The organism is Streptomyces sp. NPDC060002 (genome assembly GCF_042737245.1).
GTDB lineage: Bacteria > Actinomycetota > Actinomycetes > Streptomycetales > Streptomycetaceae > Streptomyces.
The window spans coordinates 1-21,338 of sequence record NZ_JBHWUW010000088.1 but is presented as its reverse complement, the minus strand read 5'-3'; the positions used below and the strand labels follow the sequence as shown (position 1 = coordinate 21,338).

The following is a 21,338-nucleotide window of genomic DNA, read 5'->3' as shown; positions in this document are numbered from 1 at the left end:
CCTCTCCACCCCCTTTATCCCCCGTTTTGGGTGGGTGTTTTTTTTTTTATTCCCCGCGGGGGGGGGGGGCCCCCACACCCCGGCCCCCCCCCCCCCCGGCGGCACGTTTCTGCTGAGCTCTGCCGGGCCGCAGGGGCCTCAGCCCTCCTCGTGGGAGACCGCGCGACGCGCGTCCGCGTCCAGGACGCCCCAGCTGATCAGCTGCTCGGTCAGGACCGAGGGCGACTGGTCGTAGATGACGGCGAGAGTGCGCAGGTCGTCCTGGCGGATCGACAGCACCTTGCCGTTGTAGTCACCGCGCTGCGACTGGATCGTGGCCGCGTACCGCTGCAGGGGGCCCGCCTTCTCGACCGGCACGTGGGCCAGTCGCTCCAGGTCCAGGACGAGCTTCGGCGGCGGCTCGGCGGCGCCGCCCGGCGTGGTGCCCGGCAGCAGTTCCTGCACCGGAACGCCGTAGAAGTCCGCCAGCTCGGCAAGGCGCTGCACGGTCACGGCGCGGTCGCCGCGCTCGTACGAACCGACCACGACCGCCTTCCAGCGTCCCTGGGACTTCTCCTCGACACCGTGGAGGGAAAGGCCCTGCTGGGTGCGGATCGCCCGGAGCTTGGCCCCGAGCTGTTTGGCGTATTCGCTGGACATATAGCTCCCCGGCACTGGGTCGACGCGGCGCGAGCCGCGTGCTGGTAACTCACTGTGAGGTTACGCAGCGTGATTCTTCTGAGTCAAGCCGAATGGTCCACACCGACGCTTCCGTGGTACCCGTGGCTGATTACGCCAAGGGGGTGATCGGGGCGGTGTCCCGGCCTGCTACCGTGGTTGGCGCAAATCCGACGTCCTTTAAGGTCCGTCCCGTGAGGCGGAGAAGGAGGTCCGTTTCATATGGACACGCAGGACACCCAGCAGGACTCCCGGCAAGCCGATGCGCGGCCCGTTCTCGAAGGCCCCGACATCGCGCGCGTGCTGACCCGCATCGCCCACGAGATCGTCGAACGCGCCAAGGGCGCCGACGACGTGGTGCTGCTCGGCATCCCGACCCGCGGCGTCTTCCTCGCCCAGCGGCTCGCCGCCAAGCTCGAGCAGATCACCGACCGCAGAATTCCGGTCGGCTCCCTCGACATCACCATGTACCGCGACGACCTGCGCATGCACCCGCCGCGTGCGCTGGCCCGCACCGAGATCCCCGGTGACGGCCTGGACGGCAAGCTGGTCGTCCTCGTCGACGACGTGCTCTTCTCCGGCCGCACCATCCGCGCCGCCCTCGACGCCCTGAACGACCTCGGGCGCCCGCGCGCGGTCCAGCTCGCGGTCCTCGTCGACCGCGGCCACCGGGAACTGCCCATCCGCGCCGACTACGTCGGCAAGAACCTCCCCACGTCGTTGCGGGAGACGGTCAAGGTCCAGCTCGCCGAGGAGGACGGTCGCGACACCGTGCTGCTCGGTGTGAAGCCGGCCGCCCAGCAGTAGCACGCGCGCGTGCGGCCCTCGGTGCCGTGCGCCTCACAGCCGTGCCCTGCACGTCCGTGATCTCCCCATGTCTGAACTGCCTTACGGAGCCTGACAGATGCAGCGTCATCTCATCTCGGCCGCCGACCTCACCCGCGACGACGCCGTCCTGATCCTCGACACCGCCGAGGAGATGGCCCGGGTCGCCGACCGGCCCATCAAGAAACTGCCGACCCTGCGCGGCCGCACGATCGTCAACCTCTTCTTCGAGGACTCCACGCGCACGCGTATCTCCTTCGAGGCCGCTGAGAAGCGCCTCTCCGCGGACGTCATCAACTTCTCCGCCAAGGGGTCGTCGGTGTCCAAGGGCGAGTCCCTGAAGGACACCGCGCAGACGCTGGAGGCCATGGGCGTCGACGCGGTCGTCATCCGGCACGGCGCCTCCGGCGCGCCGTACCGGCTGGCCACCTCCGACTGGATCGACGCCGTCGTCATCAACGCGGGCGACGGCACCCACCAGCACCCCACCCAGGCCCTCCTGGACGCCTTCACGATGCGCCGCCGACTGGTCGGCCGGGACGCCGGGATCGGCCAGGACCTCGCCGGCAAGCGCATCACGATCGTCGGCGACGTACTGCACAGCCGGGTGGCCCGCTCCAACGTCGACCTGCTGCACACGCTCGGCGCCGAGGTCACCCTGGTCGCCCCGCCCACCCTGGTGCCGGTCGGCATCGAGACCTGGCCGTGCGAGGTGTCGTACGACCTCGACAGCACGCTGCCGAAGTCCGACGCGGTGATGATGCTCCGGGTGCAGCGCGAGCGGATGAACGCCGCGTTCTTCCCGACCGAGCGCGAGTACTCGCGGCGCTACGGCCTCGACGGCGACCGCATGGCGCGGATGCCCGAGCACGCCATCGTCATGCACCCCGGCCCGATGGTCCGCGGCATGGAGATCACCGCCGAGGTCGCCGACTCCGATCGCTGCACCGTCGTCGAACAGGTCGCCAACGGCGTGTCCATCCGGATGGCCGTCCTCTACCTGCTCCTGGGCGGCAACGAACCCGCCGTCAGCCACGCCCGCACCACCGAGGAGAAGTAAGAACCATGAGCAAGATCCTGATCCGTGGTGCGAAGGTGCTCGGCGGTGAGCCGCAGGACGTCCTGATCGACGGCGCGGTCATCGAGGCCGTCGGCGCGGGGCTGTCCGCCGAGGGGGCCGAGGTCGTCGAGGCCGGCGGCAAGGTGCTGCTGCCGGGCCTGGTCGACCTGCACACCCATCTGCGCGAGCCGGGCCGCGAGGACTCCGAGACGGTGCTCACGGGCACCCGCGCGGCCGCTTCCGGCGGCTACACGGCCGTGTTCGCCATGGCCAACACCTTTCCCGTGGCCGACACGGCCGGCGTGGTCGAGCAGGTCTACCGGCTCGGGCAGGAGCACGGCTACTGCGACGTGCAGCCCATCGGCGCGGTCACGGTCGGCCTGGAGGGCCGCAAGCTCGCCGAGCTGGGCGCCATGCACGAGTCGGCGGCCGGCGTCACCGTCTTCTCCGACGACGGCAAGTGCGTCGACGACGCCGTGATCATGCGCCGGGCCCTGGAGTACGTGAAGGCCTTCGGCGGGGTCGTCGCCCAGCACGCGCAGGAGCCGCGGCTGACCGAGGGCGCCCAGATGAACGAGGGCGTCGTCTCCGCCCAGCTGGGCCTCGGGGGCTGGCCGGCGGTGGCCGAGGAATCGATCATCGCCCGGGATGTCCTGCTCGCGGAGCACGTCGGCTCCCGGGTCCACATCTGCCACCTCTCCACCGCCGGCTCGGTGGAGATCGTCCGCTGGGCCAAGTCCCGCGGCATCGACGTCACCGCCGAGGTCACCCCGCACCACCTGCTGCTCACCGACGAGCTGGTGCGCAGCTACGACCCGGTCTACAAGGTGAACCCGCCGCTGCGCACCGAACGGGACGTGCGCGCCCTGCGCGAGGCGCTCGCCGACGGCACCGTCGACATCGTCGCCACCGACCACGCCCCGCACCCGCACGAGGACAAGGACTGCGAGTGGGCCGCCGCCGCCATGGGCATGGTCGGCCTGGAGACCGCGCTGTCGGTGGTCCAGGAGACGATGGTGGAGACGGGCCTGCTGGACTGGGCCGGGGTCGCGAGCCGGATGTCGTTCAAGCCCGCCCTGATCGGGCAGGCCAAGGGCCACGGGCGCCCCGTCTCGGCAGGTGAGCCCGCCAACCTCACGCTCGTCGACACGGAATACCGTGGGTCGGTGGACCCCGCGGGCTTCGCCTCGCGCAGCCGGAACACCCCGTACGCGGGGCGTGAGCTGCCGGGCCGTGTCACCCACACGTGGCTGCGGGGCAAGGCCACGCTCGTCGACGGGAAGCTCACGTGACATCTGCTGCACTACTGCTCGCGGCCGAGAAGGAATCGGCCGAAGTGACCGACTGGGCCGCGCGGATCGGCTGGGTGGTCGGTCTCGGCCTCTTCGTCGCGCTCGTCTACTGGCTGATGCGCGAGGGCTGGAAGTGGCGCGGCACGCTCCAGGGCGACCTCCCGGAGCTTCCCACCGCGCCGGACGACCTCGGTCCGGTGAGACTGGGCATGAGCGGGCGCTACCACGGCTCCACCACCGCCGGACAGTGGCTGGACCGCATCGTGGCGCACGGCCTGGGTACCCGCAGCCGGGTCGAGCTCACCCTGACGGCGGCGGGACTGGACGTCGTACGCCCCGGCGCGACCGACTTCTTCGTCCCGGCCGCCGCACTGCGCGAGGCCCGGCTCGACAAGGGCATCGCCGGCAAGGTCCTCACCGAGGGCGGCCTGCTGGTGGTGACCTGGGCGCACGGCGACAAGCTGCTCGACTCCGGCTTCCGCTCGGACCACGCGGCCGAGCACGGCGAGTGGGTCGACGCCATCAACTCCATGATCGACAAGACGGAAAACCCGACGGAAACGGAAGGCGCACGATGACGACCTCCACCAGGGGAACCACCAGGGTTCCCGCCGTACTCGTCCTGGAGGACGGCCGGATCTTCCGCGGCCGTGCCTACGGGGCCGTGGGGGAGACCTTCGGCGAAGCGGTGTTCTCCACCGGTATGACCGGCTACCAGGAGACCCTCACCGACCCGTCGTACGACCGCCAGATCGTCGTCGCGACCGCCCCGCAGATCGGCAACACCGGCTGGAACGACGAGGACGACGAGTCGGGCCGCATCTGGGTCTCCGGCTACGTCGTGCGCGACCCCGCGCGCGTGCCCTCCAACTGGCGCGCCACGCGCTCCCTGGACGACGAGCTCGTCACGCAGAACGTCGTCGGCATCTCCGGCATCGACACCCGCGCGCTCACCCGCCACCTCCGCGAGAGCGGCTCGATGCGCGCCGGGATCTTCTCCGGCGAGGCGGTCGGCTCCGAGACCGAGCTCCTCGCGCGCGTGCAGGCCCAGCCGCCCATGAAGGGCGCGAGCCTCTACGAGGAGGTCGCCACCAAGGAGGCCTACGTCGTCCCCGCGGTCGGCGAGAAGCGCTTCACCGTCGCCGCCATCGACCTCGGCATCAAGGGCATGACCCCGCACCGCATGGCCGAGCGCGGCATCGAGGTGCACGTGCTCCCGGCGACGGCCTCGGCGGCGCAGGTGTACGCCGTCGACCCCGACGGCGTGTTCTTCTCCAACGGCCCGGGCGACCCGGCCGCCGCCGACGGTCCGGTCGCGCTGATGACCGAGGTGCTGGAGCGCAGGACGCCGCTCTTCGGCATCTGCTTCGGCAACCAGATCCTCGGCCGCGCCCTCGGCTTCGGCACCTACAAGCTGAAGTACGGCCACCGCGGCATCAACCAGCCGGTCCAGGACCGCACGACCGGCAAGGTCGAGGTCACCGCGCACAACCACGGGTTCGCCGTGGACGCGCCGCTCGACCAGGTCAGCGAGACGAGGTTCGGCCGCGCCGAGGTCTCCCACATCTGCCTCAACGACGACGTCGTGGAGGGGCTCCAGCTGCTCGACCAGCCGGCCTTCTCCGTCCAGTACCACCCCGAAGCGGCGGCGGGCCCCCACGACGCCGCCTACCTGTTCGACCGCTTCGTATCCCTGATGGAGGGCCAGCGTGCCTAAGCGCACCGATATCCAGTCCGTCCTGGTCATCGGCTCCGGCCCGATCGTCATCGGCCAGGCCGCCGAATTCGACTACTCCGGCACCCAGGCGTGCCGCGTCCTGCGCGCCGAGGGCCTGCGGGTCGTCCTGGTCAACTCCAACCCGGCGACGATCATGACCGACCCGGAGATCGCCGACGCCACCTACGTCGAGCCGATCACCCCGGAGTTCGTCGAGAAGATCATCGCCAAAGAGCGCCCCGACGCGCTGCTGCCCACCCTGGGCGGCCAGACGGCCCTCAACACGGCGATCTCGCTCGCCGAGAACGGCGTTCTGGAGAAGTACGGCGTCGAGCTGATCGGCGCCAACGTCGAGGCCATCCACAAGGGCGAGGACCGCGACCTGTTCAAGGGCGTCGTCGAAGAGGTCCGCCGCAAGATCGGGCACGGCGAGTCGGCCCGCTCGGTCATCTGCCACACCATGGACGAGGTCATCGCCGGCGTCGAGACGCTCGGCGGCGGCTACCCGGTCGTCGTCCGGCCGTCCTTCACCATGGGCGGCGCCGGCTCCGGCTTCGCCCACGACGAGGAGGAGCTGCGCCGCATCGCCGGCCAGGGCCTCACGCTGTCGCCGACCACCGAGGTGCTCCTGGAGGAGTCCATCCTCGGCTGGAAGGAGTACGAGCTGGAGCTCATGCGCGACAAGCACGACAACGTCGTGGTCGTCTGCTCCATCGAGAACTTCGACCCCATGGGCGTGCACACCGGCGACTCGATCACCGTCGCCCCGTCGATGACGCTGACCGACCGCGAGTACCAGACCCTGCGCGACATCGGCATCGCCGTGATCCGCGAGGTCGGCGTGGACACCGGCGGCTGCAACATCCAGTTCGCGGTGAACCCCGAGGACGGCCGCGTCATCGTCATCGAGATGAACCCGCGCGTGTCGCGGTCCTCGGCGCTCGCCTCCAAGGCCACCGGTTTCCCGATCGCCAAGATCGCGGCCAAGCTCGCCGTCGGCTACACCCTCGACGAGATCCCGAACGACATCACGCAGGAGACCCCGGCCTCCTTCGAGCCGTCGCTCGACTACGTGGTCGTGAAGGTTCCGCGCTTCGCCTTCGAGAAGTTCCCGAGCGCCGACTCCACGCTGACCACGACCATGAAGTCGGTCGGCGAGGCCATGGCCATCGGCCGCAACTTCACCGAGGCCCTGCAGAAGGCGCTGCGGTCGCTGGAGAAGAAGGGCAGCCAGTTCACCTTCGTCGGCGAGAGCGGCGACAAGGACGAGCTGCTGCGCGAGGCGGTCCGCCCGACCGACGGCCGCATCAACACCGTCATGCAGGCCATCCGCGCGGGCGCCACGCCCGAGGAGGTCTTCGCGTTCACGAAGATCGACCCCTGGTTCGTCGACCAGCTCTTCCTCATCAAGGAGACCGCCGACGAGCTGGCCCGCGCCGACCGCCTGGACGTCGAACTGCTCGCCGAGGCCAAGCGGCACGGCTTCTCGGACCAGCAGATCGCCGAGATCCGCGGGCTGCGCGAGGACGTCGTCCGTGAGGTCCGGCACACGCTGGGCATCCGCCCGGTCTACAAGACGGTCGACACCTGCGCCGCCGAGTTCGCCGCGAAGACGCCGTACTTCTACTCCTCCTACGACGAGGAGACCGAGGTCGCGCCCCGCGAGAAGCCCGCGGTGATCATCCTGGGCTCGGGCCCGAACCGCATCGGCCAGGGCATCGAGTTCGACTACTCCTGTGTCCACGCCTCCTTCGCGCTGTCCGACGCCGGGTACGAGACCGTGATGGTCAACTGCAACCCGGAGACCGTCTCCACGGACTACGACACCTCCGACCGCCTGTACTTCGAGCCGCTGACGCTCGAGGACGTGCTGGAGATCGTCCACGCGGAGTCGCTGGCCGGTCCGATCGCCGGTGTGATCGTGCAGCTCGGCGGCCAGACCCCGCTGGGCCTGGCGCAGGCGCTGAAGGACAACGGCGTGCCGATCGTCGGCACCTCGCCCGAGGCCATCCACGCGGCCGAGGACCGGGGCGCCTTCGGGCGCGTGCTCGCCGAGGCCGGTCTGCCGGCCCCGAAGCACGGCACGGCCACCACCTTCGCCGAGGCCAAGGCCATCGCGGACGAGATCGGCTACCCGGTCCTGGTGCGGCCGTCGTACGTGCTCGGCGGCCGCGGCATGGAGATCGTCTACGACGAGACCCGGCTGTCGTCCTACATCGCCGAGTCGACCGAGATCAGCCCCACCCGGCCGGTGCTCGTCGACCGCTTCCTCGACGACGCCATCGAGATCGACGTCGACGCGCTCTACGACGGCGAGGAGCTGTACCTCGGCGGGGTCATGGAGCACATCGAGGAGGCCGGCATCCACTCCGGCGACTCGGCGTGCGCCCTGCCCCCGATCACCCTGGGCGGCTTCGACATCAAGCGTCTGCGGGCCTCCACGGAGGCGATCGCCAAGGGCGTCGGTGTGCGCGGTCTGATCAACATCCAGTTCGCGATGGCGGGCGACATCCTCTACGTCCTGGAGGCCAACCCGCGGGCGTCCCGTACGGTCCCCTTCACCTCCAAGGCGACCGCGGTGCCGCTGGCGAAGGCCGCCGCCCGGATCTCGCTGGGCGCGACCGTCGCCGAGCTGCGCGCCGAGGGGCTGCTCCCGGCGACCGGCGACGGCGGGGAGCTGCCGCTGGACGCGCCGATCTCCGTCAAGGAGGCCGTGATGCCGTGGACCCGCTTCCGGGACACCTCCGGCCGCGGTGTCGACACCGTGCTCGGCCCGGAGATGCGCTCCACCGGCGAGGTCATGGGCATCGACTCCGTCTTCGGCACGGCGTACGCCAAGTCGCAGGCCGGCGCGTACGGCCCGCTGCCCACCAAGGGCCGCGCCTTCATCTCGGTCGCCAACCGCGACAAGCGCTCGATGATCTTCCCTGCCCGTGAGCTGGTCGCCCACGGCTTCGAGCTGCTCGCCACCTCCGGCACGGCCGAGGTACTCAGGCGCAACGGCCTCAACGCGAAGGTCGTGCGCAAGCAGTCCGAGGGCACCGGCCCGAACGGTGAGAAGACCATCGTCCAGCTCATCCACGACGGCGAGGTCGACCTCATCGTCAACACCCCGTACGGCACCGGCGGCCGCCTCGACGGCTACGAGATCCGTACGGCGGCCGTGGCGCGCTCCGTACCGTGCCTGACGACGGTCCAGGCGCTCGCCGCGGCCGTCCAGGGCATCGACGCCCTCAACCACGGGGACGTGGGCGTCCGCTCACTCCAAGAACACGCGGAACACCTGACCGCGGCCCGCGAGTAGCAGCCCTCAGGGGGACACCGGAAACGGTGTCCCCCTCTTCATGACACCTCTTCGCGAGGCTCCTTGGAGGACATGACCATGTACAAGCAATTCTTCCGGCTGTTCTTCCAGCGGATGGACCCCGAGCGCGCCCACCACCTGGCCTTCCGCTGGATCCGGCTCGCCGTCCGGATCCCGGTGCTGCGGACGTTCGTCGCGGCCGCCCTGGCCCCCCGCTACCAGGAACTGCGCACCGAGGCCTTCGGGCTGCGCATGCACGGCCCCTTCGGACTCGCCGCCGGCTTCGACAAGAACGCCGTCGCGATCGACGGGATGTCGATGCTGGGCTTCGACCACGTCGAGATCGGCACGGTCACCGGCGAGCCGCAGCCCGGCAACCCCGCCCAGCGGCTGTTCCGGCTCGTGAAGGACCGCGGGCTCATCAACCGGATGGGCTTCAACAACGAGGGCTCGCTGGCCGTCGCCGCGCGCCTGGCCTCCCGCACGCCCGTCTTCAAGCCCGTCGTGGGCGTCAACATCGGCAAGACCAAGGTCGTACCGGAGGAGGAGGCCGTCGGCGACTACGTGAAGTCGACGGAGCGGCTCGCGCCGTTCGCCGACTACCTGGTCGTCAACGTGTCCTCGCCGAACACGCCGGGGCTGCGCAACCTCCAGGCCACCGAGGCGCTGCGGCCGCTGCTGACCGCCGTGCGCGAGGCCGCCGACCGCGTGGTGACCTCGCGGCGGGTCCCGCTGCTGGTCAAGATCGCCCCGGACCTGGCCGACGAGGACGTCGACGCGGTCGCCGACCTGGCCGTGGAGCTCGGTCTGGACGGAATCATCGCCACCAACACCACCATCGCGCGCGAGGGACTCGGTCTGACATCCGAACCCTCGCTGGTGAAGGAGACCGGCGGACTGTCCGGCGCTCCCCTCAAGGCCCGCTCCCTGGAGGTGCTGCGCCGCCTCTACGCGCGTGTGGGCGACCGCGTCACCCTCGTGGGCGTCGGCGGCGTGGAGGACGCCGAGGACGCCTGGCAGCGCATCCTGGCCGGCGCCACGCTGGTCCAGGGGTACAGCGCCTTCATCTACGAGGGGCCCTTCTGGGGCCGCGCGATCCACAAGGGCCTGGCCGCCCGCCTGCGGACGAGCCCCTATGCCACTCTCGCCGACGCGGTCGGCGCCGACGTGAGGAAGACGGCATGACCCTGGAGCCCTTCGGCGCGCGGCTGCGCCGGGCCATGGACGAGCGTGGCGCGCTCTGCGTCGGCATCGACCCGCACGCCTCCCTGCTCGCCGAGTGGGGCCTGAACGACGACGTCGCCGGCCTGGAGCGGTTCAGCCGCACGGTCGTCGAGGCGACGGCCGACCGGGTCGCCCTGCTGAAGCCGCAGAGCGCCTTCTTCGAGCGGTTCGGCTCGCGCGGGATCGCCGTCCTGGAGAAGACCGTGCAGGAGGCGCGGGCGGCCGGCGCCCTGGTCGTGATGGACGCCAAGCGCGGTGACATCGGCTCGACCATGGCCGCGTACGCCGAGTCCTTCCTGCACAAGGACGCTCCGCTGTTCTCCGACGCCCTCACCGTGTCGCCGTACCTCGGTTACGGCTCTCTGTCCCCGGCGGTGGCGGCGGCGCGCGAGAGCGGCGCCGGGCTGTTCGTGCTGGCGCTGACCTCCAACCCGGAGGGCGGCGAGGTCCAGCACGCGGTGCGGGCCGACGGGCGTGACGTGGGCGCGACGATGCTGGCGCACCTGGCGGCGGAGAACGCCGGGGAGGAGCCGCTGGGCTCCTTCGGGGCGGTCGTCGGCGCCACGCTGGGCGACCTCTCGACGTACGACCTCGACATCAACGGTCCGCTCCTCGCGCCCGGCGTCGGCGCCCAGGGGGCGACCCCGGCCGACCTCCCGAGGGTCTTCGGGTCCGCGGTGCGCAACGTCGTACCGAACGTGAGTCGGGGTGTGTTGCGTCACGGTCCCGGCGTCGTCGCTCTGCGTGACGCCGTGGATCGATTCGCGCGAGAGGTCAGGGCGGCCGTGGACGCCGCCTGAGGGGCGTCAGCCGCCCGACCGGGGGCTCGGTCGGGCGGCTCGGGGGCGACTTGAGTCTGGATACATCCTCAAATCCTGGGCACTATGTCCTAAATGTCCGGCCCTGCGGAGGCTGACCAGGACTTTTCCTCTGTTCTCGCTGACTCTGGCGGAGTTGGCCGCTAGTCTCCGACGGAGAGTGAACGGGCAGCGTGTTTTGCTCGTAGCTCACCAGGTGAGGGGCGATCACGTTCCTCACCGGTCCGTATCCGACAGTTCGACATCCGAGGTGACGTAGGCGTGGCTCTTCCGCCCCTTACCCCCGAACAGCGCGCAGCCGCGCTCGAAAAGGCCGCCGCGGCTCGCCGGGAGCGGGCCGAGGTCAAGAATCGACTGAAGCACTCCGGCGCCTCGCTTCACGAGGTCATCAAGCAGGGTCAGGAAAACGACGTCATCGGCAAGATGAAGGTCTCCGCCCTCCTGGAGTCGCTCCCGGGCGTGGGCAAGGTCCGCGCCAAGCAGATCATGGAGCGACTCGGCATCTCCGAGAGCCGCCGCGTGCGCGGCCTCGGTTCCAACCAGATCGCGTCCCTGGAGCGTGAGTTCGGCAGCACCGGCTCCTGATTCCCGGGTGCCGCGGGAAGGGAGTCCCGGGCACTCCAGGATTGCTGGAATAATCGCTGCATGGCAGTAAAACTCCGGGGGACGACCCCCGAAACCCCGGACGCACGTCCGCGGCTGACCGTGCTCTCCGGCCCCTCAGGGGTCGGCAAGAGCACGGTCGTCGCTCATATGCGCAAGGAACACCCCGAGGCCTGGCTCTCGGTGTCGGCGACGACCCGTAGGCCGCGGCCCGGCGAGAAGCACGGAGTCCACTACTTCTTCGTCACCGACGAGGAGATGGACAAGCTGATCGCCAACGGCGAGCTGCTCGAGTGGGCCGAGTTCGCGGGCAACCGCTACGGCACTCCGCGCACGGCGGTGCTGGAGCGCCTGGAGTCGGGCGAGCCGGTCCTCCTGGAGATCGATCTCCAGGGCGCCCGGCAGGTCCGCGAGTCCATGCCCGAGGCCCAGCTGGTGTTCCTGGCCCCTCCCTCCTGGGAGGAACTGGTGCGCAGGCTCACCGGGCGGGGCACCGAACCGCCCGAGGTGATCGAGCGCCGCCTGGCGGCGGCGAAGATCGAACTCGCGGCCGAGCCGGAGTTCGACGTGACCCTGGTCAACACCTCCGTCGAGGACGTCGCGCGTGAGCTGCTAGCCTTGGTCGATGTTGTGTGATTGCGAACCTGTGATCACGACCTGTCTTTTCCCATCCATCGGAAGGTAGAGCGTGTCCTCTTCCATCTCCGCGCCCGAGGGCATCATCAACCCGCCGATCGACGAGCTCCTCGAGGCCACCGACTCGAAGTACAGCCTCGTGATCTACGCGGCCAAGCGAGCCCGCCAGATCAACGCGTACTACTCGCAGCTCGGCGAGGGCCTCCTCGAGTACGTCGGTCCGCTCGTGGACACCCACGTCCACGAGAAGCCGCTCTCGATCGCCCTCCGCGAGATCAACGCCGGCCTGCTGACGTCCGAGGCCGTAGAGGGCCCCGCTCAGTAGTATTTTCGGTTCGCAGTTGGTTTTTCCACAGGCCCGGCAGCACAGCTGCCGGGCCTGTGGTGTCTGATGGACTCGTACGCAGGGAGCCGCGGCGTGCGTTTTCCGAGGTCCGGGGAGAAACGGTGGACAAGCCGAAGGTCGTTCTGGGGGTCAGTGGTGGCATCGCCGCCTACAAGGCCTGTGAGCTGCTGCGCAGACTGACCGAGTCGGGCCATGACGTCCGGGTGGTCCCCACCGCCTCCGCGCTGCACTTCGTCGGCGCCGCGACCTGGTCCGCCCTCTCCGGCCACCCCGTCTCCACGGAGGTCTGGGACGACGTCCACGAGGTCCCGCACGTCCGCATCGGCCAGCACGCCGACCTGGTGGTCGTCGCCCCGGCCACGGCGGACATGCTCGCCAAGGCCGCCCACGGCCTCGCCGACGACCTCCTCACCAACACCCTCCTGACGGCCCGCTGTCCGGTCGTCTTCGCTCCAGCGATGCACACCGAGATGTGGGAGCACCCGGCCACCCAGGAGAACGTGGCGACACTGCGCCGCCGGGGCGCCGTCGTCATCGAACCGGCCGTCGGCCGCCTCACCGGCGTCGACACCGGCAAGGGCCGGCTGCCCGACCCGGCCGAGATCTTCGAGGCGTGCCGCCGGGTCCTGGCCAGGGGAGTGCGCGAACCCGATCTCGTAGGCCGGCATGTCGTGGTCAGCGCCGGCGGCACCCGCGAGCCCCTCGACCCGGTCCGCTTCCTCGGCAACCGCTCCTCCGGCAAGCAGGGCTACGCCCTCGCCCGCACCGCCGCCGCCCGGGGCGCCCGTGTGACGCTGATCGCGGCGAACACCGGCCTGCCCGACCCGGCCGGGGTCGACATCGTCCAGGTCGGCACGGCCGTGCAGCTGCGCGAGGCGGTCCTGAAGGCGGCCGCGGACGCCGACGCGGTCGTCATGGCGGCCGCCGTGGCCGATTTCCGGCCGGAGACGTACGCGGCCGGAAAGATCAAGAAGCAGGACGGCCGGGAACCGGACCCCATCGTTCTCGTACGGAATCCGGACATCCTCGCGGAGGTCTCCGCCGACCGGGCGCGCTCCAACCAGGTGGTTGTCGGCTTCGCGGCGGAGACCGACGACGTCCTGTCCAACGGCCGGTCCAAGCTGCGGCGCAAGGGCTGCGATCTGCTGGTGGTGAACGAGGTGGGGGAGCGCAAGACCTTCGGCTCCGAGGAGAACGAAGCCGTCGTGCTGGGCGCCGACGGCACCGAAACACCCGTGCCGTACGGGCCCAAGGAGGCCCTGGCCGAAACCGTGTGGGACCTGGTGACGCGGCGGCTGACCTGACGGTTTGATGCGCTTCCCCGTCGTCCTCCCCCTCGGTCGATTCGGGCGTGGCGCCCCTGGCCAACGGTGCTCGGCATTCGGCAGAATGCCCGTGCCGCAGGTCACAGCGCTCCCGAGAGGCGAGACGGGTGGGCCGGTGGTGGGGCACGACCGATAAACTGTTCTCGGACGACGCCGGGCGCAGCTCCTGTCGCGTCCGCCAATGATCAGCCAGCAGCCGCTGCAACCCCAGGGAGCGTTGTGTCCCGTCGCCTGTTCACCTCGGAGTCTGTGACCGAGGGTCACCCCGACAAGATCGCTGACCAGATCAGCGACACCATTCTCGATGCCCTGCTGCGCGAGGACCCGGCCTCCCGGGTCGCGGTCGAGACCCTGATCACGACCGGTCTGGTGCATGTGGCCGGAGAGGTCACCACCAAGGCCTACGCGCCGATCCCCCAGCTCGTGCGCGACAAGATCCTCGAGATCGGCTACGACTCCTCGAAGAAGGGCTTCGACGGCGCCTCCTGCGGTGTCTCGGTGTCCATCGGCGCGCAGTCCCCGGACATCGCCCAGGGTGTCGACACGGCGTACGAGAACCGCGTCGAGGGCGACGAGGACGAGCTGGACCGCCAGGGCGCAGGCGACCAGGGTCTGATGTTCGGCTACGCGTCGGACGAGACGCCGACCCTGATGCCGCTGCCGATCTTCCTGGCGCACCGTCTGTCGAAGCGCCTGTCGGATGTCCGCAAGAACGGGACCATCCCCTACCTGCGCCCCGACGGCAAGACCCAGGTCACCATCGAGTACGACGGCGACAAGGCCGTCCGCCTCGACACGGTCGTCGTCTCCTCGCAGCACGCGAGCGACATCGACCTGGACTCCCTGCTGGCTCCCGACATCCGGGAGTTCGTCGTGGAGGTGGAGCTGAAGGCGCTCCTGGACGAGGGCATCAAGATCGACACCGAGAACTACCGCCTGCTGGTCAACCCGACCGGCCGCTTCGAGATCGGCGGCCCGATGGGCGACGCCGGCCTCACCGGCCGCAAGATCATCATCGACACCTACGGCGGCATGGCCCGCCACGGCGGCGGCGCCTTCTCCGGCAAGGACCCGTCCAAGGTCGACCGCTCGGCCGCTTACGCCATGCGCTGGGTGGCGAAGAACGTCGTGGCGGCGGGTTTGGCGGCCCGCTGCGAGGTCCAGGTCGCCTACGCGATCGGCAAGGCCGAGCCGGTCGGTCTCTTCGTGGAGACCTTCGGCACCGCCAAGGTCGACGCCGAGAAGATCGAGAAGGCCATCGACGAGGTCTTCGACCTCCGCCCGGCCGCGATCATCCGCGACCTCGACCTGCTGCGCCCGATCTACGCCCAGACCGCCGCGTACGGCCACTTCGGCCGCGAGCTGCCCGACTTCACGTGGGAGCGCACGGACCGCGTGGACGCGCTGCGCAAGGCCGCGGGACTGTAGGTCCGCCCTGCCGGACCGACGCGTGGGCCCGGCCTCCTCGGGGAGGCCGGGCCTCGGCGTTTTCGCGCGGGTCAGCGCCGCGGGCGGCCGGCCCGCTCGATCCTCCGCCAGGTCGCTCACGGCGAGCTCGGGGTTCAGGGCGGCGACCACCGCGTCGGTCGGCGGACGGGATGCGAAGACGTGCCGTACGGCCTCCGGATCGACCGGGACCTCGTAGTAGTCCTCCGCCCACCGCTGGAAGGCCCGCGGCGAGCTGTCGGTGAGCGGGGGAACAATCGCGCGGCGCCGTCCGGGGCGTCCGTCGGGCCCCTCCAAGTGCCTGTGGCACCGGCAGGGGAACAGAGCGTCGGCGGAAGGGCCGTTGTCAGTGGCGTTTGGTAAAAATGCAAGCGTGAGCAGCGAGAACGGGCAGGGGGACGGTGGTGCGGCCGGGGAGGGCGCGCCGCCCGAGCAGCTCGCGTTGATCCGGGAGAGCGTGCGGCAGGCCAAGGCGCCGCGGGCCAAGCCCCGGACCTGGCGGGGGGCCGCGCTGGCCGAGGAGTTGCCGGTCGCGCGGGTGCTCGTCGACAAGGGTGTGCTGCATCTGGACCGGTACTTCGACTATGCGGTGCCGGCCGAGCTGGACGCCGACGCCCAGCCGGGGGTGCGGGTGCGGGTGCGGTTCGGCGCCGGGCGCGGGCGGGTGCGCGACGGGCGGCGCGAGGGCGGGGGGCTCATCGACGGATTCCTCGTGGAGCGGCTCGCCGCGTCGGACTACCCGGGGCCGCTCGCGGCGCTCGCCCAGGTGGTGTCGCCCGAGCCGGTGCTGAGCCAGGAGCTGCTGGCGCTGGCGCGGGCGGTCGCCGACCGGTACGCGGGGAGCCTGGCCGACGTCCTTCAGCTGGCCGTGCCGCCGCGCAACGCGCGCGCCGAGCAGCGCCCCTCTCCGGCGCCGCTGCCGCCGCCGTCGGCGCCGGAGGCCGGGTCCTGGGCGCGGTACGAGCGAGGGGGCGCGTTCCTCGGGTCGCTGGCGTCCGGGGCCGCGCCCCGGGCGGTGTGGAACGCGCTGCCCGGACCCGAGTGGAGCGAGGAACTGGCGCGGGCCGTCGCCGCGACGCTCGCCTCGGGGCGCGGGGCACTGGTCGTCGTACCCGACGGACGGGCCGCCGCGCGGGTCGACGCCGCGTTGACGGCGTCGCTGGGGGAGGGGCGGCATGCGCTGCTCACCGCGGACGCCGGACCCGAGAAGCGGTACCGGGAGTGGCTCGCGGTACGGCGGGGTTCCGTGCGGGCGGTCGTCGGCACGCGGGCCGCGATGTTCGCGCCGGTCCAGGATCTCGGTCTGGTCGCGCTCTGGGACGACGGGGACGACAGCCACAGCGAACAGCACGCGCCGCAGCCCCATGCGCGCGAGGTACTGCTGCTGCGGGCCGCGCAGGACAAGTGCGGTTTCCTGGTGGGGGGTTGGAGCTGCACTGTGGAGGGCGCGCAGCTGGTCGAGAGCGGGTGGGCGCGGCCGCTGACGGCCGCGCGGGAGCGCGTGCGGCACAGTGCTCCACTCGTGCGCACCGTGGGCGACCAGGACCTCGCGCGGGACGAGGCGGCCCGGGCCGCCCGGCTGCCCACCCTCGCCTGGCAGGCGGTCCGGGAGGGGCTGCGGCACGGCCCGGTGCTCGTCCAGGTGCCCCGGCGGGGCTATGTGCCGCGGATGGCGTGTGCGCAGTGCCGGGCCGCCGCCCGGTGCCGGCACTGCTCCGGGCCGCTGGAGGCCCGCGACGGGGGTGCGCTGTGGTGCGGGTGGTGCGGGCGTGAGGAGAGCGCCTGGCACTGTCCGGAGTGCGGCTCGTTCCGGTTGCGGGCGCAGGTCGTGGGGGCGCGGCGGACCGCCGAGGAGCTGGGCCGGGCGTTTCCCGCCGTGCCGGTGCGGACGTCGGGGCGTGAGCAGGTGCTGGACACCGTGCCGGGGGCGCCCGCGCTCGTCGTGTCCACGCCCGGGGCCGAGCCGGTCGCCGAGGGCGGGTACGCGGCCGCGCTGCTGCTGGACGGCTGGGCCATGCTCGGGCGGCCCGACCTGAGGGCCGGGGAGGACGCGCTGCGCCGTTGGATCGCGGCCGCCGCGCTCGTACGGCCGTCGGGGGAGGGGGGAACCGTGGTCGTCGTCGCCGAGCCGACCCTTCGGCCCGTGCAGGCGCTGGTGCGATGGGATCCGGTGGGGCACGCGGTGCGGGAGCTCGCCGAGCGGGCCGAGCTGGGTTTTCCGCCGGTGTCGCGGATGGCGGCCGTGTCGGGGACGGGGGAGGCCGTCGCCGCGTTCCTGGCGGCCGTCGAACTGCCGTCGGAGGCGGAGCTGCTGGGGCCGGTCCCGGTGCCCTCCGGCCCGCCGGGGCGGCCTCGGCGGCCGGGGGCGCCGCCACCCGGGGAGGAGTGGGAGCGGGCGCTGCTCCGGGTGCCGCCGGGGAGGGGCGCCGCGCTGGCCGCCGCCCTGAAGACGGCGCAGGCGGCTCGGATGGCCCGGGGTGGCGAGGAGCCTGTGCGGGTGCGGATCGATCCCCCGGACATCGGCTGAGGAACGACGGGGTGACGGGGAGTGCAGCGCCGGACGGGTGAGGGAGGGCCGGGGTGAGGGGGAGGGCCGAGTGTGCGACTGCCCTCTCGGGCTCGGGCCGAGAGGGCAGGGTGGGGAGGACGGGGTGGGGAGGTGCCGGGTGTGCGGGATGCGGTGCTTCAGCCGTTGCGCGGGCCGGGGAAGGCGGTCGGCCTCGCCTCCTCGCACAGGGCCGGGGCGGCCGCGTCACGCAGGGCCGGGGTGGGGGCCTCGCGCAGGGCCGGGGCTCCCGTGTCGCGCAGGGCAGGGCTGCCGGCCGTCGGCTGGGTCGGCATCGAGCGGGCGGCGGGGACCGTGGCAACCGTCGGGATACCCGTGTTCACGGTGACCGTGCGGGTGGCGGTGGGCTCGGCGGGCTGCTCGGCCTCGGTGGCGGCGGCCTGGGCCGCGGCGCGGCGGGCGCCGTAGCGGCGGTGTACGGCCTGCTTGGTGACCCCGAGGGCGGAGCCCACCGCGTCCCACGAGAATCCGAGCGAACGGTCGAAGTCGACCGCCGCGGTGACCAGGGTCTCGACGCTGTCCCGCAGTTCCTGGGCGAGACGGACCGTGGGGGCGGGGGCGCGTCCGTAGACGACGAAGCCCGTGGACGGGCCGGAGCGGCGGGGGCGGTAGACGTTGCCCAGCTGGGCGGTGAGGGTGCGCAGTGCGTCCACCTGCCGGCGGACGCGCTCGATGTCCCGCACCAGCAAGTGCAGGCTGGCCCGGGCCTGGGCGTCGTGGGTTGCATGGTCGGCCATGAACAAGCCTCTCGAACCGGCGTTGAAGAAGGTGTGGTCAACTCTTTCTTGACCAACGCGGGTTCGCGCCGCTGGTCACGGTGTGGGGGCGTATGGGCATATGCGTACGCCCCCCGGGGCGTGGCCCGTGGGAGCCTCCCGCCCGTCTGCGGCCGGCCCGGTCGGCGTCATAAACTTGTGCGTTGCCCGTCGTCCGTCCCGCCCGAGAGGCCCCGCCCACTCATGAAGCTCGTCTTCGCCGGTACCCCCGAGGTCGCCGTTCCCGCCCTGGACGCTCTGATCGCCTCCGGGCGGCACGAGGTGGCCGCCGTCGTCACGCGGCCCGACGCGCCTGCCGGACGGGGGCGGAGGCTGATCGCCTCTCCCGTCGCCCAGCGCGCCGAGGAGGCGGGCATCGAAGTGCTGAGGCCCGCCAAGCCGCGCGATCCGGAGTTCCTGGAGCGGCTGCGGGAGATCGCGCCCGACTGCTGTCCCGTCGTGGCCTACGGGGCGCTGCTGCCCAGGGTGGCGCTGGACATCCCGGCCCACGGCTGGGTCAACCTGCACTTCTCGCTGCTGCCCGCCTGGCGCGGGGCCGCTCCCGTGCAGCACGCCGTCATGGCGGGGGACGAGATCACCGGCGCCTCCACCTTCCTGATCGAGGAGGGCCTCGACTCGGGGCCGGTGTACGGGACGGTCACCGAGGAGATCCGGCCCACCGACACCAGCGGCGACCTGCTCACCCGGCTGGCCTTCGCCGGCAGCGGGCTGCTCGCCGCGACCATGGACGGGATCGAGGACGGCACGGTGAAGGCCGTGCCGCAGCCGGGCGAGGGGATCACCCTCGCGCCGAAGATCACCGTCGAGGACGCTCAGGTCGACTGGGCCACCCCGGCCCTGCGGGTCGACCGAGTCGTGCGCGGCTGCACCCCCGCCCCCGGCGCCTGGACCACCTTCCGCGGGGAGCGGCTCAAGCTCATCCAGGTCCAGCCGGTCCCCGAGCGGACCGAACTCGCCCCGGGCGCGCTCCTCGTCGGCAAGAACAGCGTGCACGTCGGCACCGGCTCGTACGCGGTCGAGCTGCTGTGGGTGCAGGCGCAGGGCAAGAAGCCGATGCGGGCCGCCGACTGGGCCCGGGGCGCCCGGATCGAGCACGGGGAGGCCGTCGGGGCGTAACGCTCCTGCACAACTCCCGCCCGGTCCGCGAGCCCCGCCCCCGGCCCGTGGGCCCCCAGCCAGCAGTCCGCCCGGCGTACCCACCGACGTACGCTGGACGCACCTTTCCTCATGTAATCCGGAGCACCTTTTCGTGAGCGACCAGCCCCACCGTTCCCGCAAGCCGGGCAAGCCCTACCGCCGGCCTCAGAAGGACCCCGTCCGCATGCTCGCCTTCGAGGCGCTGCGGGCCGTCGACGAGCGGGACGCGTACGCCAACCTCGTGCTGCCGCCGCTGCTGCGCAAGGCACGCGAGAAGGAGGGCCCCGACAAGTTCGACGGGCGGGACGCGGCCCTCGCCACCGAGCTGGTCTACGGGACGCTGCGCCGGCAGGGGACGTACGACGCCGTCATCTCCGCGTGTGTCGACCGGCCGTTGCGCGAGGTCGATCCGCCGGTCCTCGACGTGCTGAGCCTCGGCGTGCACCAGCTGCTCGGGACCCGTATCCCGACCCACGCGGCCGTGTCCGCCTCCGTCGAGCTCGCCCGGGTCGTGCTCGGCGACGGACGCGCCAAGTTCGTCAACGCCGTGCTGCGCAAGGTCGCGGCGCACGATCTCGACGAGTGGATCGAGAAGGTCGCTCCGCCCTACGACGACGACCCCGAGGACCATCTCGCCGTCGTGCACTCGCACCCGCGCTGGGTCGTCTCCGCGCTCTGGGACTCCCTCGGCGGCGGACGGGCCGGCATCGAGGAGCTGCTGGCGGCGGACAACGAGCGGCCCGAGGTGACGCTCGTCGCCCGGCCCGGGCGGGCCACCACCGAGGAGCTGCTCCGGGAGGAGGCCTCGGTCGCCGGACACTGGTCGCCGTACGCCGTGCGGCTCACCGAGGGCGGTGAGCCCGGGGCCATCGACGCCGTACGGGACGGGCGGGCGGGTGTGCAGGACGAGGGCAGCCAGCTCGTGGCGCTGGCGCTGGCCAACGCGCCGCTCGACGGGTCCGACGCGTTGTGGCTGGACGGGTGCGCCGGGCCCGGTGGCAAGGCCGCGCTGCTCGCCGCCCTCGCCGCCGAGCGGGGGGCCGCGCTGCTCGCCTCCGAGAAGCAGCCGCACCGCGCGGGGCTCGTCGCCAAGGCGCTGGCCGGCAACCCCGGCCCCTACCAGGTCATCGCCGCCGACGGGACCCGGCCGCCATGGCGGCCCGGCTCCTTCGACCGGGTGCTGATGGACGTGCCGTGCACGGGCCTGGGGGCCCTGCGGCGGCGGCCCGAGGCGCGCTGGCGGCGCCGGCCGGAGGACCTCGACGGGTTCGGGCCGCTCCAGCGCGGGCTGCTGCGGACCGCCCTGGATTCGGTGCGGGTCGGGGGCGTCGTCGGGTACGCCACCTGTTCGCCGCACCTCGCCGAGACCCGGGCGGTCGTCTCCGACGTCCTCAAGCAGTACCCGCAGGCCGAGCTGATGGACGCGCGGCCGCTGCTGCCGGGCGTACCCGAGCTGGGTGACGGGCCCGACGTCCAGCTGTGGCCGCATCTGCACGGGACCGACGCCATGTACCTGGCGTTGATCAAGAAGACCGGCTGAGACCGGACCGGCTGAGACCGCGCGGGCCCGTGAAGAAGGCCGGCCGCACGCCCACGGGCGTGCGGC

General features: G+C 71.9%; 18 protein-coding genes. 16 read left to right on the top strand and 2 right to left on the bottom strand.

What is annotated here, in order from left to right:
* Positions 1-138: 138 nt before the first annotated feature.
* On the bottom strand, positions 139-639 hold the full coding sequence (bldD, locus tag ACFWBD_RS39400) for a transcriptional regulator BldD (protein ID WP_020128858.1): 501 nt from the start codon (positions 637-639) through the stop codon (positions 139-141).
* 240 nt (positions 640-879) lie between these two features.
* Here bldD and pyrR point away from each other — a divergent pair, with 240 nt between their 5' ends.
* The 14 genes from pyrR (at position 880) to ACFWBD_RS39330 (ending at position 17,780) form a co-directional block, all read left to right on the top strand.
* Entirely contained in the window at positions 880-1,464 is a 585-nt protein-coding gene (pyrR, locus tag ACFWBD_RS39395; RefSeq protein ID WP_385678352.1) for a bifunctional pyr operon transcriptional regulator/uracil phosphoribosyltransferase PyrR, read from the top strand.
* A gap of 97 nt (positions 1,465-1,561) precedes the next feature.
* Complete coding sequence (locus tag ACFWBD_RS39390; RefSeq protein ID WP_385678349.1) at positions 1,562-2,542, top strand: aspartate carbamoyltransferase catalytic subunit; 981 nt, start codon at positions 1,562-1,564, stop codon at positions 2,540-2,542.
* Between the two features lie 5 nt (positions 2,543-2,547).
* Entirely contained in the window at positions 2,548-3,834 is a 1,287-nt protein-coding gene (locus ACFWBD_RS39385) for a dihydroorotase (protein ID WP_385678346.1), read from the top strand.
* Entirely contained in the window at positions 3,831-4,412 is a 582-nt protein-coding gene (locus ACFWBD_RS39380) for a hypothetical protein (protein WP_385678344.1), read from the top strand. Before ACFWBD_RS39385 ends, ACFWBD_RS39380 begins: the two co-directional genes overlap by 4 nt.
* The gene (gene carA / locus ACFWBD_RS39375; protein ID WP_385678341.1) at positions 4,409-5,551 is read left to right on the top strand and encodes a glutamine-hydrolyzing carbamoyl-phosphate synthase small subunit; all 1,143 of its coding nucleotides are present in this window, start codon (positions 4,409-4,411) and stop codon (positions 5,549-5,551) included. The genes ACFWBD_RS39380 and carA overlap by 4 nt, the downstream gene beginning before the upstream one ends.
* On the top strand, positions 5,544-8,855 hold the full coding sequence (carB, locus tag ACFWBD_RS39370; RefSeq protein ID WP_385678338.1) for a carbamoyl-phosphate synthase large subunit: 3,312 nt from the start codon (positions 5,544-5,546) through the stop codon (positions 8,853-8,855). The genes carA and carB overlap by 8 nt, the downstream gene beginning before the upstream one ends.
* A gap of 78 nt (positions 8,856-8,933) precedes the next feature.
* Complete coding sequence (locus ACFWBD_RS39365; RefSeq protein ID WP_385678335.1) at positions 8,934-10,040, top strand: quinone-dependent dihydroorotate dehydrogenase; 1,107 nt, start codon at positions 8,934-8,936, stop codon at positions 10,038-10,040.
* Complete coding sequence (pyrF, locus tag ACFWBD_RS39360; protein ID WP_385678332.1) at positions 10,037-10,879, top strand: orotidine-5'-phosphate decarboxylase; 843 nt, start codon at positions 10,037-10,039, stop codon at positions 10,877-10,879. The genes ACFWBD_RS39365 and pyrF overlap by 4 nt, the downstream gene beginning before the upstream one ends.
* 279 nt (positions 10,880-11,158) lie before the next feature.
* A complete protein-coding gene (locus ACFWBD_RS39355) occupies positions 11,159-11,482 on the top strand; it encodes an integration host factor (RefSeq protein WP_003977346.1) in 324 nt (107 codons plus the stop codon).
* A gap of 60 nt (positions 11,483-11,542) precedes the next feature.
* Positions 11,543-12,136, top strand: a complete 594-nt coding sequence (gene gmk / locus ACFWBD_RS39350) for a guanylate kinase (protein WP_351767172.1) — start codon at positions 11,543-11,545, stop codon at positions 12,134-12,136.
* A gap of 52 nt (positions 12,137-12,188) precedes the next feature.
* Complete coding sequence (gene rpoZ / locus ACFWBD_RS39345) at positions 12,189-12,461, top strand: DNA-directed RNA polymerase subunit omega (RefSeq protein WP_003988945.1); 273 nt, start codon at positions 12,189-12,191, stop codon at positions 12,459-12,461.
* 122 nt (positions 12,462-12,583) lie between these two features.
* Entirely contained in the window at positions 12,584-13,786 is a 1,203-nt protein-coding gene (coaBC, locus tag ACFWBD_RS39340; RefSeq protein ID WP_385678328.1) for a bifunctional phosphopantothenoylcysteine decarboxylase/phosphopantothenate--cysteine ligase CoaBC, read from the top strand.
* Positions 13,787-14,026: 240 nt separating this feature from the next.
* Complete coding sequence (metK, locus tag ACFWBD_RS39335; RefSeq protein ID WP_351767171.1) at positions 14,027-15,235, top strand: methionine adenosyltransferase; 1,209 nt, start codon at positions 14,027-14,029, stop codon at positions 15,233-15,235.
* Positions 15,236-15,626: 391 nt separating this feature from the next.
* Positions 15,627-17,780 (top strand): primosomal protein N', encoded by a 2,154-nt coding sequence (locus ACFWBD_RS39330; protein ID WP_385678325.1) that lies wholly within the window; start codon positions 15,627-15,629, stop codon positions 17,778-17,780.
* 158 nt (positions 17,781-17,938) lie between these two features.
* Here ACFWBD_RS39330 and ACFWBD_RS39325 read toward each other — a convergent pair whose 3' ends face one another.
* Positions 17,939-18,556, bottom strand: coding sequence for a hypothetical protein (locus ACFWBD_RS39325; RefSeq protein WP_385678322.1), 618 nt, complete (start codon positions 18,554-18,556; stop codon positions 17,939-17,941).
* A gap of 222 nt (positions 18,557-18,778) precedes the next feature.
* Here ACFWBD_RS39325 and fmt point away from each other — a divergent pair, with 222 nt between their 5' ends.
* Complete coding sequence (gene fmt, locus ACFWBD_RS39320; protein WP_385678319.1) at positions 18,779-19,711, top strand: methionyl-tRNA formyltransferase; 933 nt, start codon at positions 18,779-18,781, stop codon at positions 19,709-19,711.
* A gap of 133 nt (positions 19,712-19,844) precedes the next feature.
* Positions 19,845-21,272 (top strand): RsmB/NOP family class I SAM-dependent RNA methyltransferase, encoded by a 1,428-nt coding sequence (locus ACFWBD_RS39315; protein ID WP_385678316.1) that lies wholly within the window; start codon positions 19,845-19,847, stop codon positions 21,270-21,272.
* Positions 21,273-21,338 lie beyond the last annotated feature (66 nt).

Bases quoted from the DNA above. Each gene is read 5' to 3' on its own strand.
- bldD (WP_020128858.1), bottom strand. From the start codon at position 639: ATGTCCAGCGAATACGCCAAACAGCTCGGGGCCAAGCTCCGGGCGATC.
- pyrR (WP_385678352.1), top strand. From the start codon at position 880: ATGGACACGCAGGACACCCAGCAGGACTCCCGGCAAGCCGATGCGCGG.
- ACFWBD_RS39390 (WP_385678349.1), top strand. From the start codon at position 1,562: ATGCAGCGTCATCTCATCTCGGCCGCCGACCTCACCCGCGACGACGCC.
- ACFWBD_RS39385 (WP_385678346.1), top strand. From the start codon at position 2,548: ATGAGCAAGATCCTGATCCGTGGTGCGAAGGTGCTCGGCGGTGAGCCG.
- carA (WP_385678341.1), top strand. From the start codon at position 4,409: ATGACGACCTCCACCAGGGGAACCACCAGGGTTCCCGCCGTACTCGTC.
- ACFWBD_RS39365 (WP_385678335.1), top strand. From the start codon at position 8,934: ATGTACAAGCAATTCTTCCGGCTGTTCTTCCAGCGGATGGACCCCGAG.
- pyrF (WP_385678332.1), top strand. From the start codon at position 10,037: ATGACCCTGGAGCCCTTCGGCGCGCGGCTGCGCCGGGCCATGGACGAG.
- gmk (WP_351767172.1), top strand. From the start codon at position 11,543: ATGGCAGTAAAACTCCGGGGGACGACCCCCGAAACCCCGGACGCACGT.
- ACFWBD_RS39325 (WP_385678322.1), bottom strand. From the start codon at position 18,556: ATGGCCGACCATGCAACCCACGACGCCCAGGCCCGGGCCAGCCTGCAC.
- fmt (WP_385678319.1), top strand. From the start codon at position 18,779: ATGAAGCTCGTCTTCGCCGGTACCCCCGAGGTCGCCGTTCCCGCCCTG.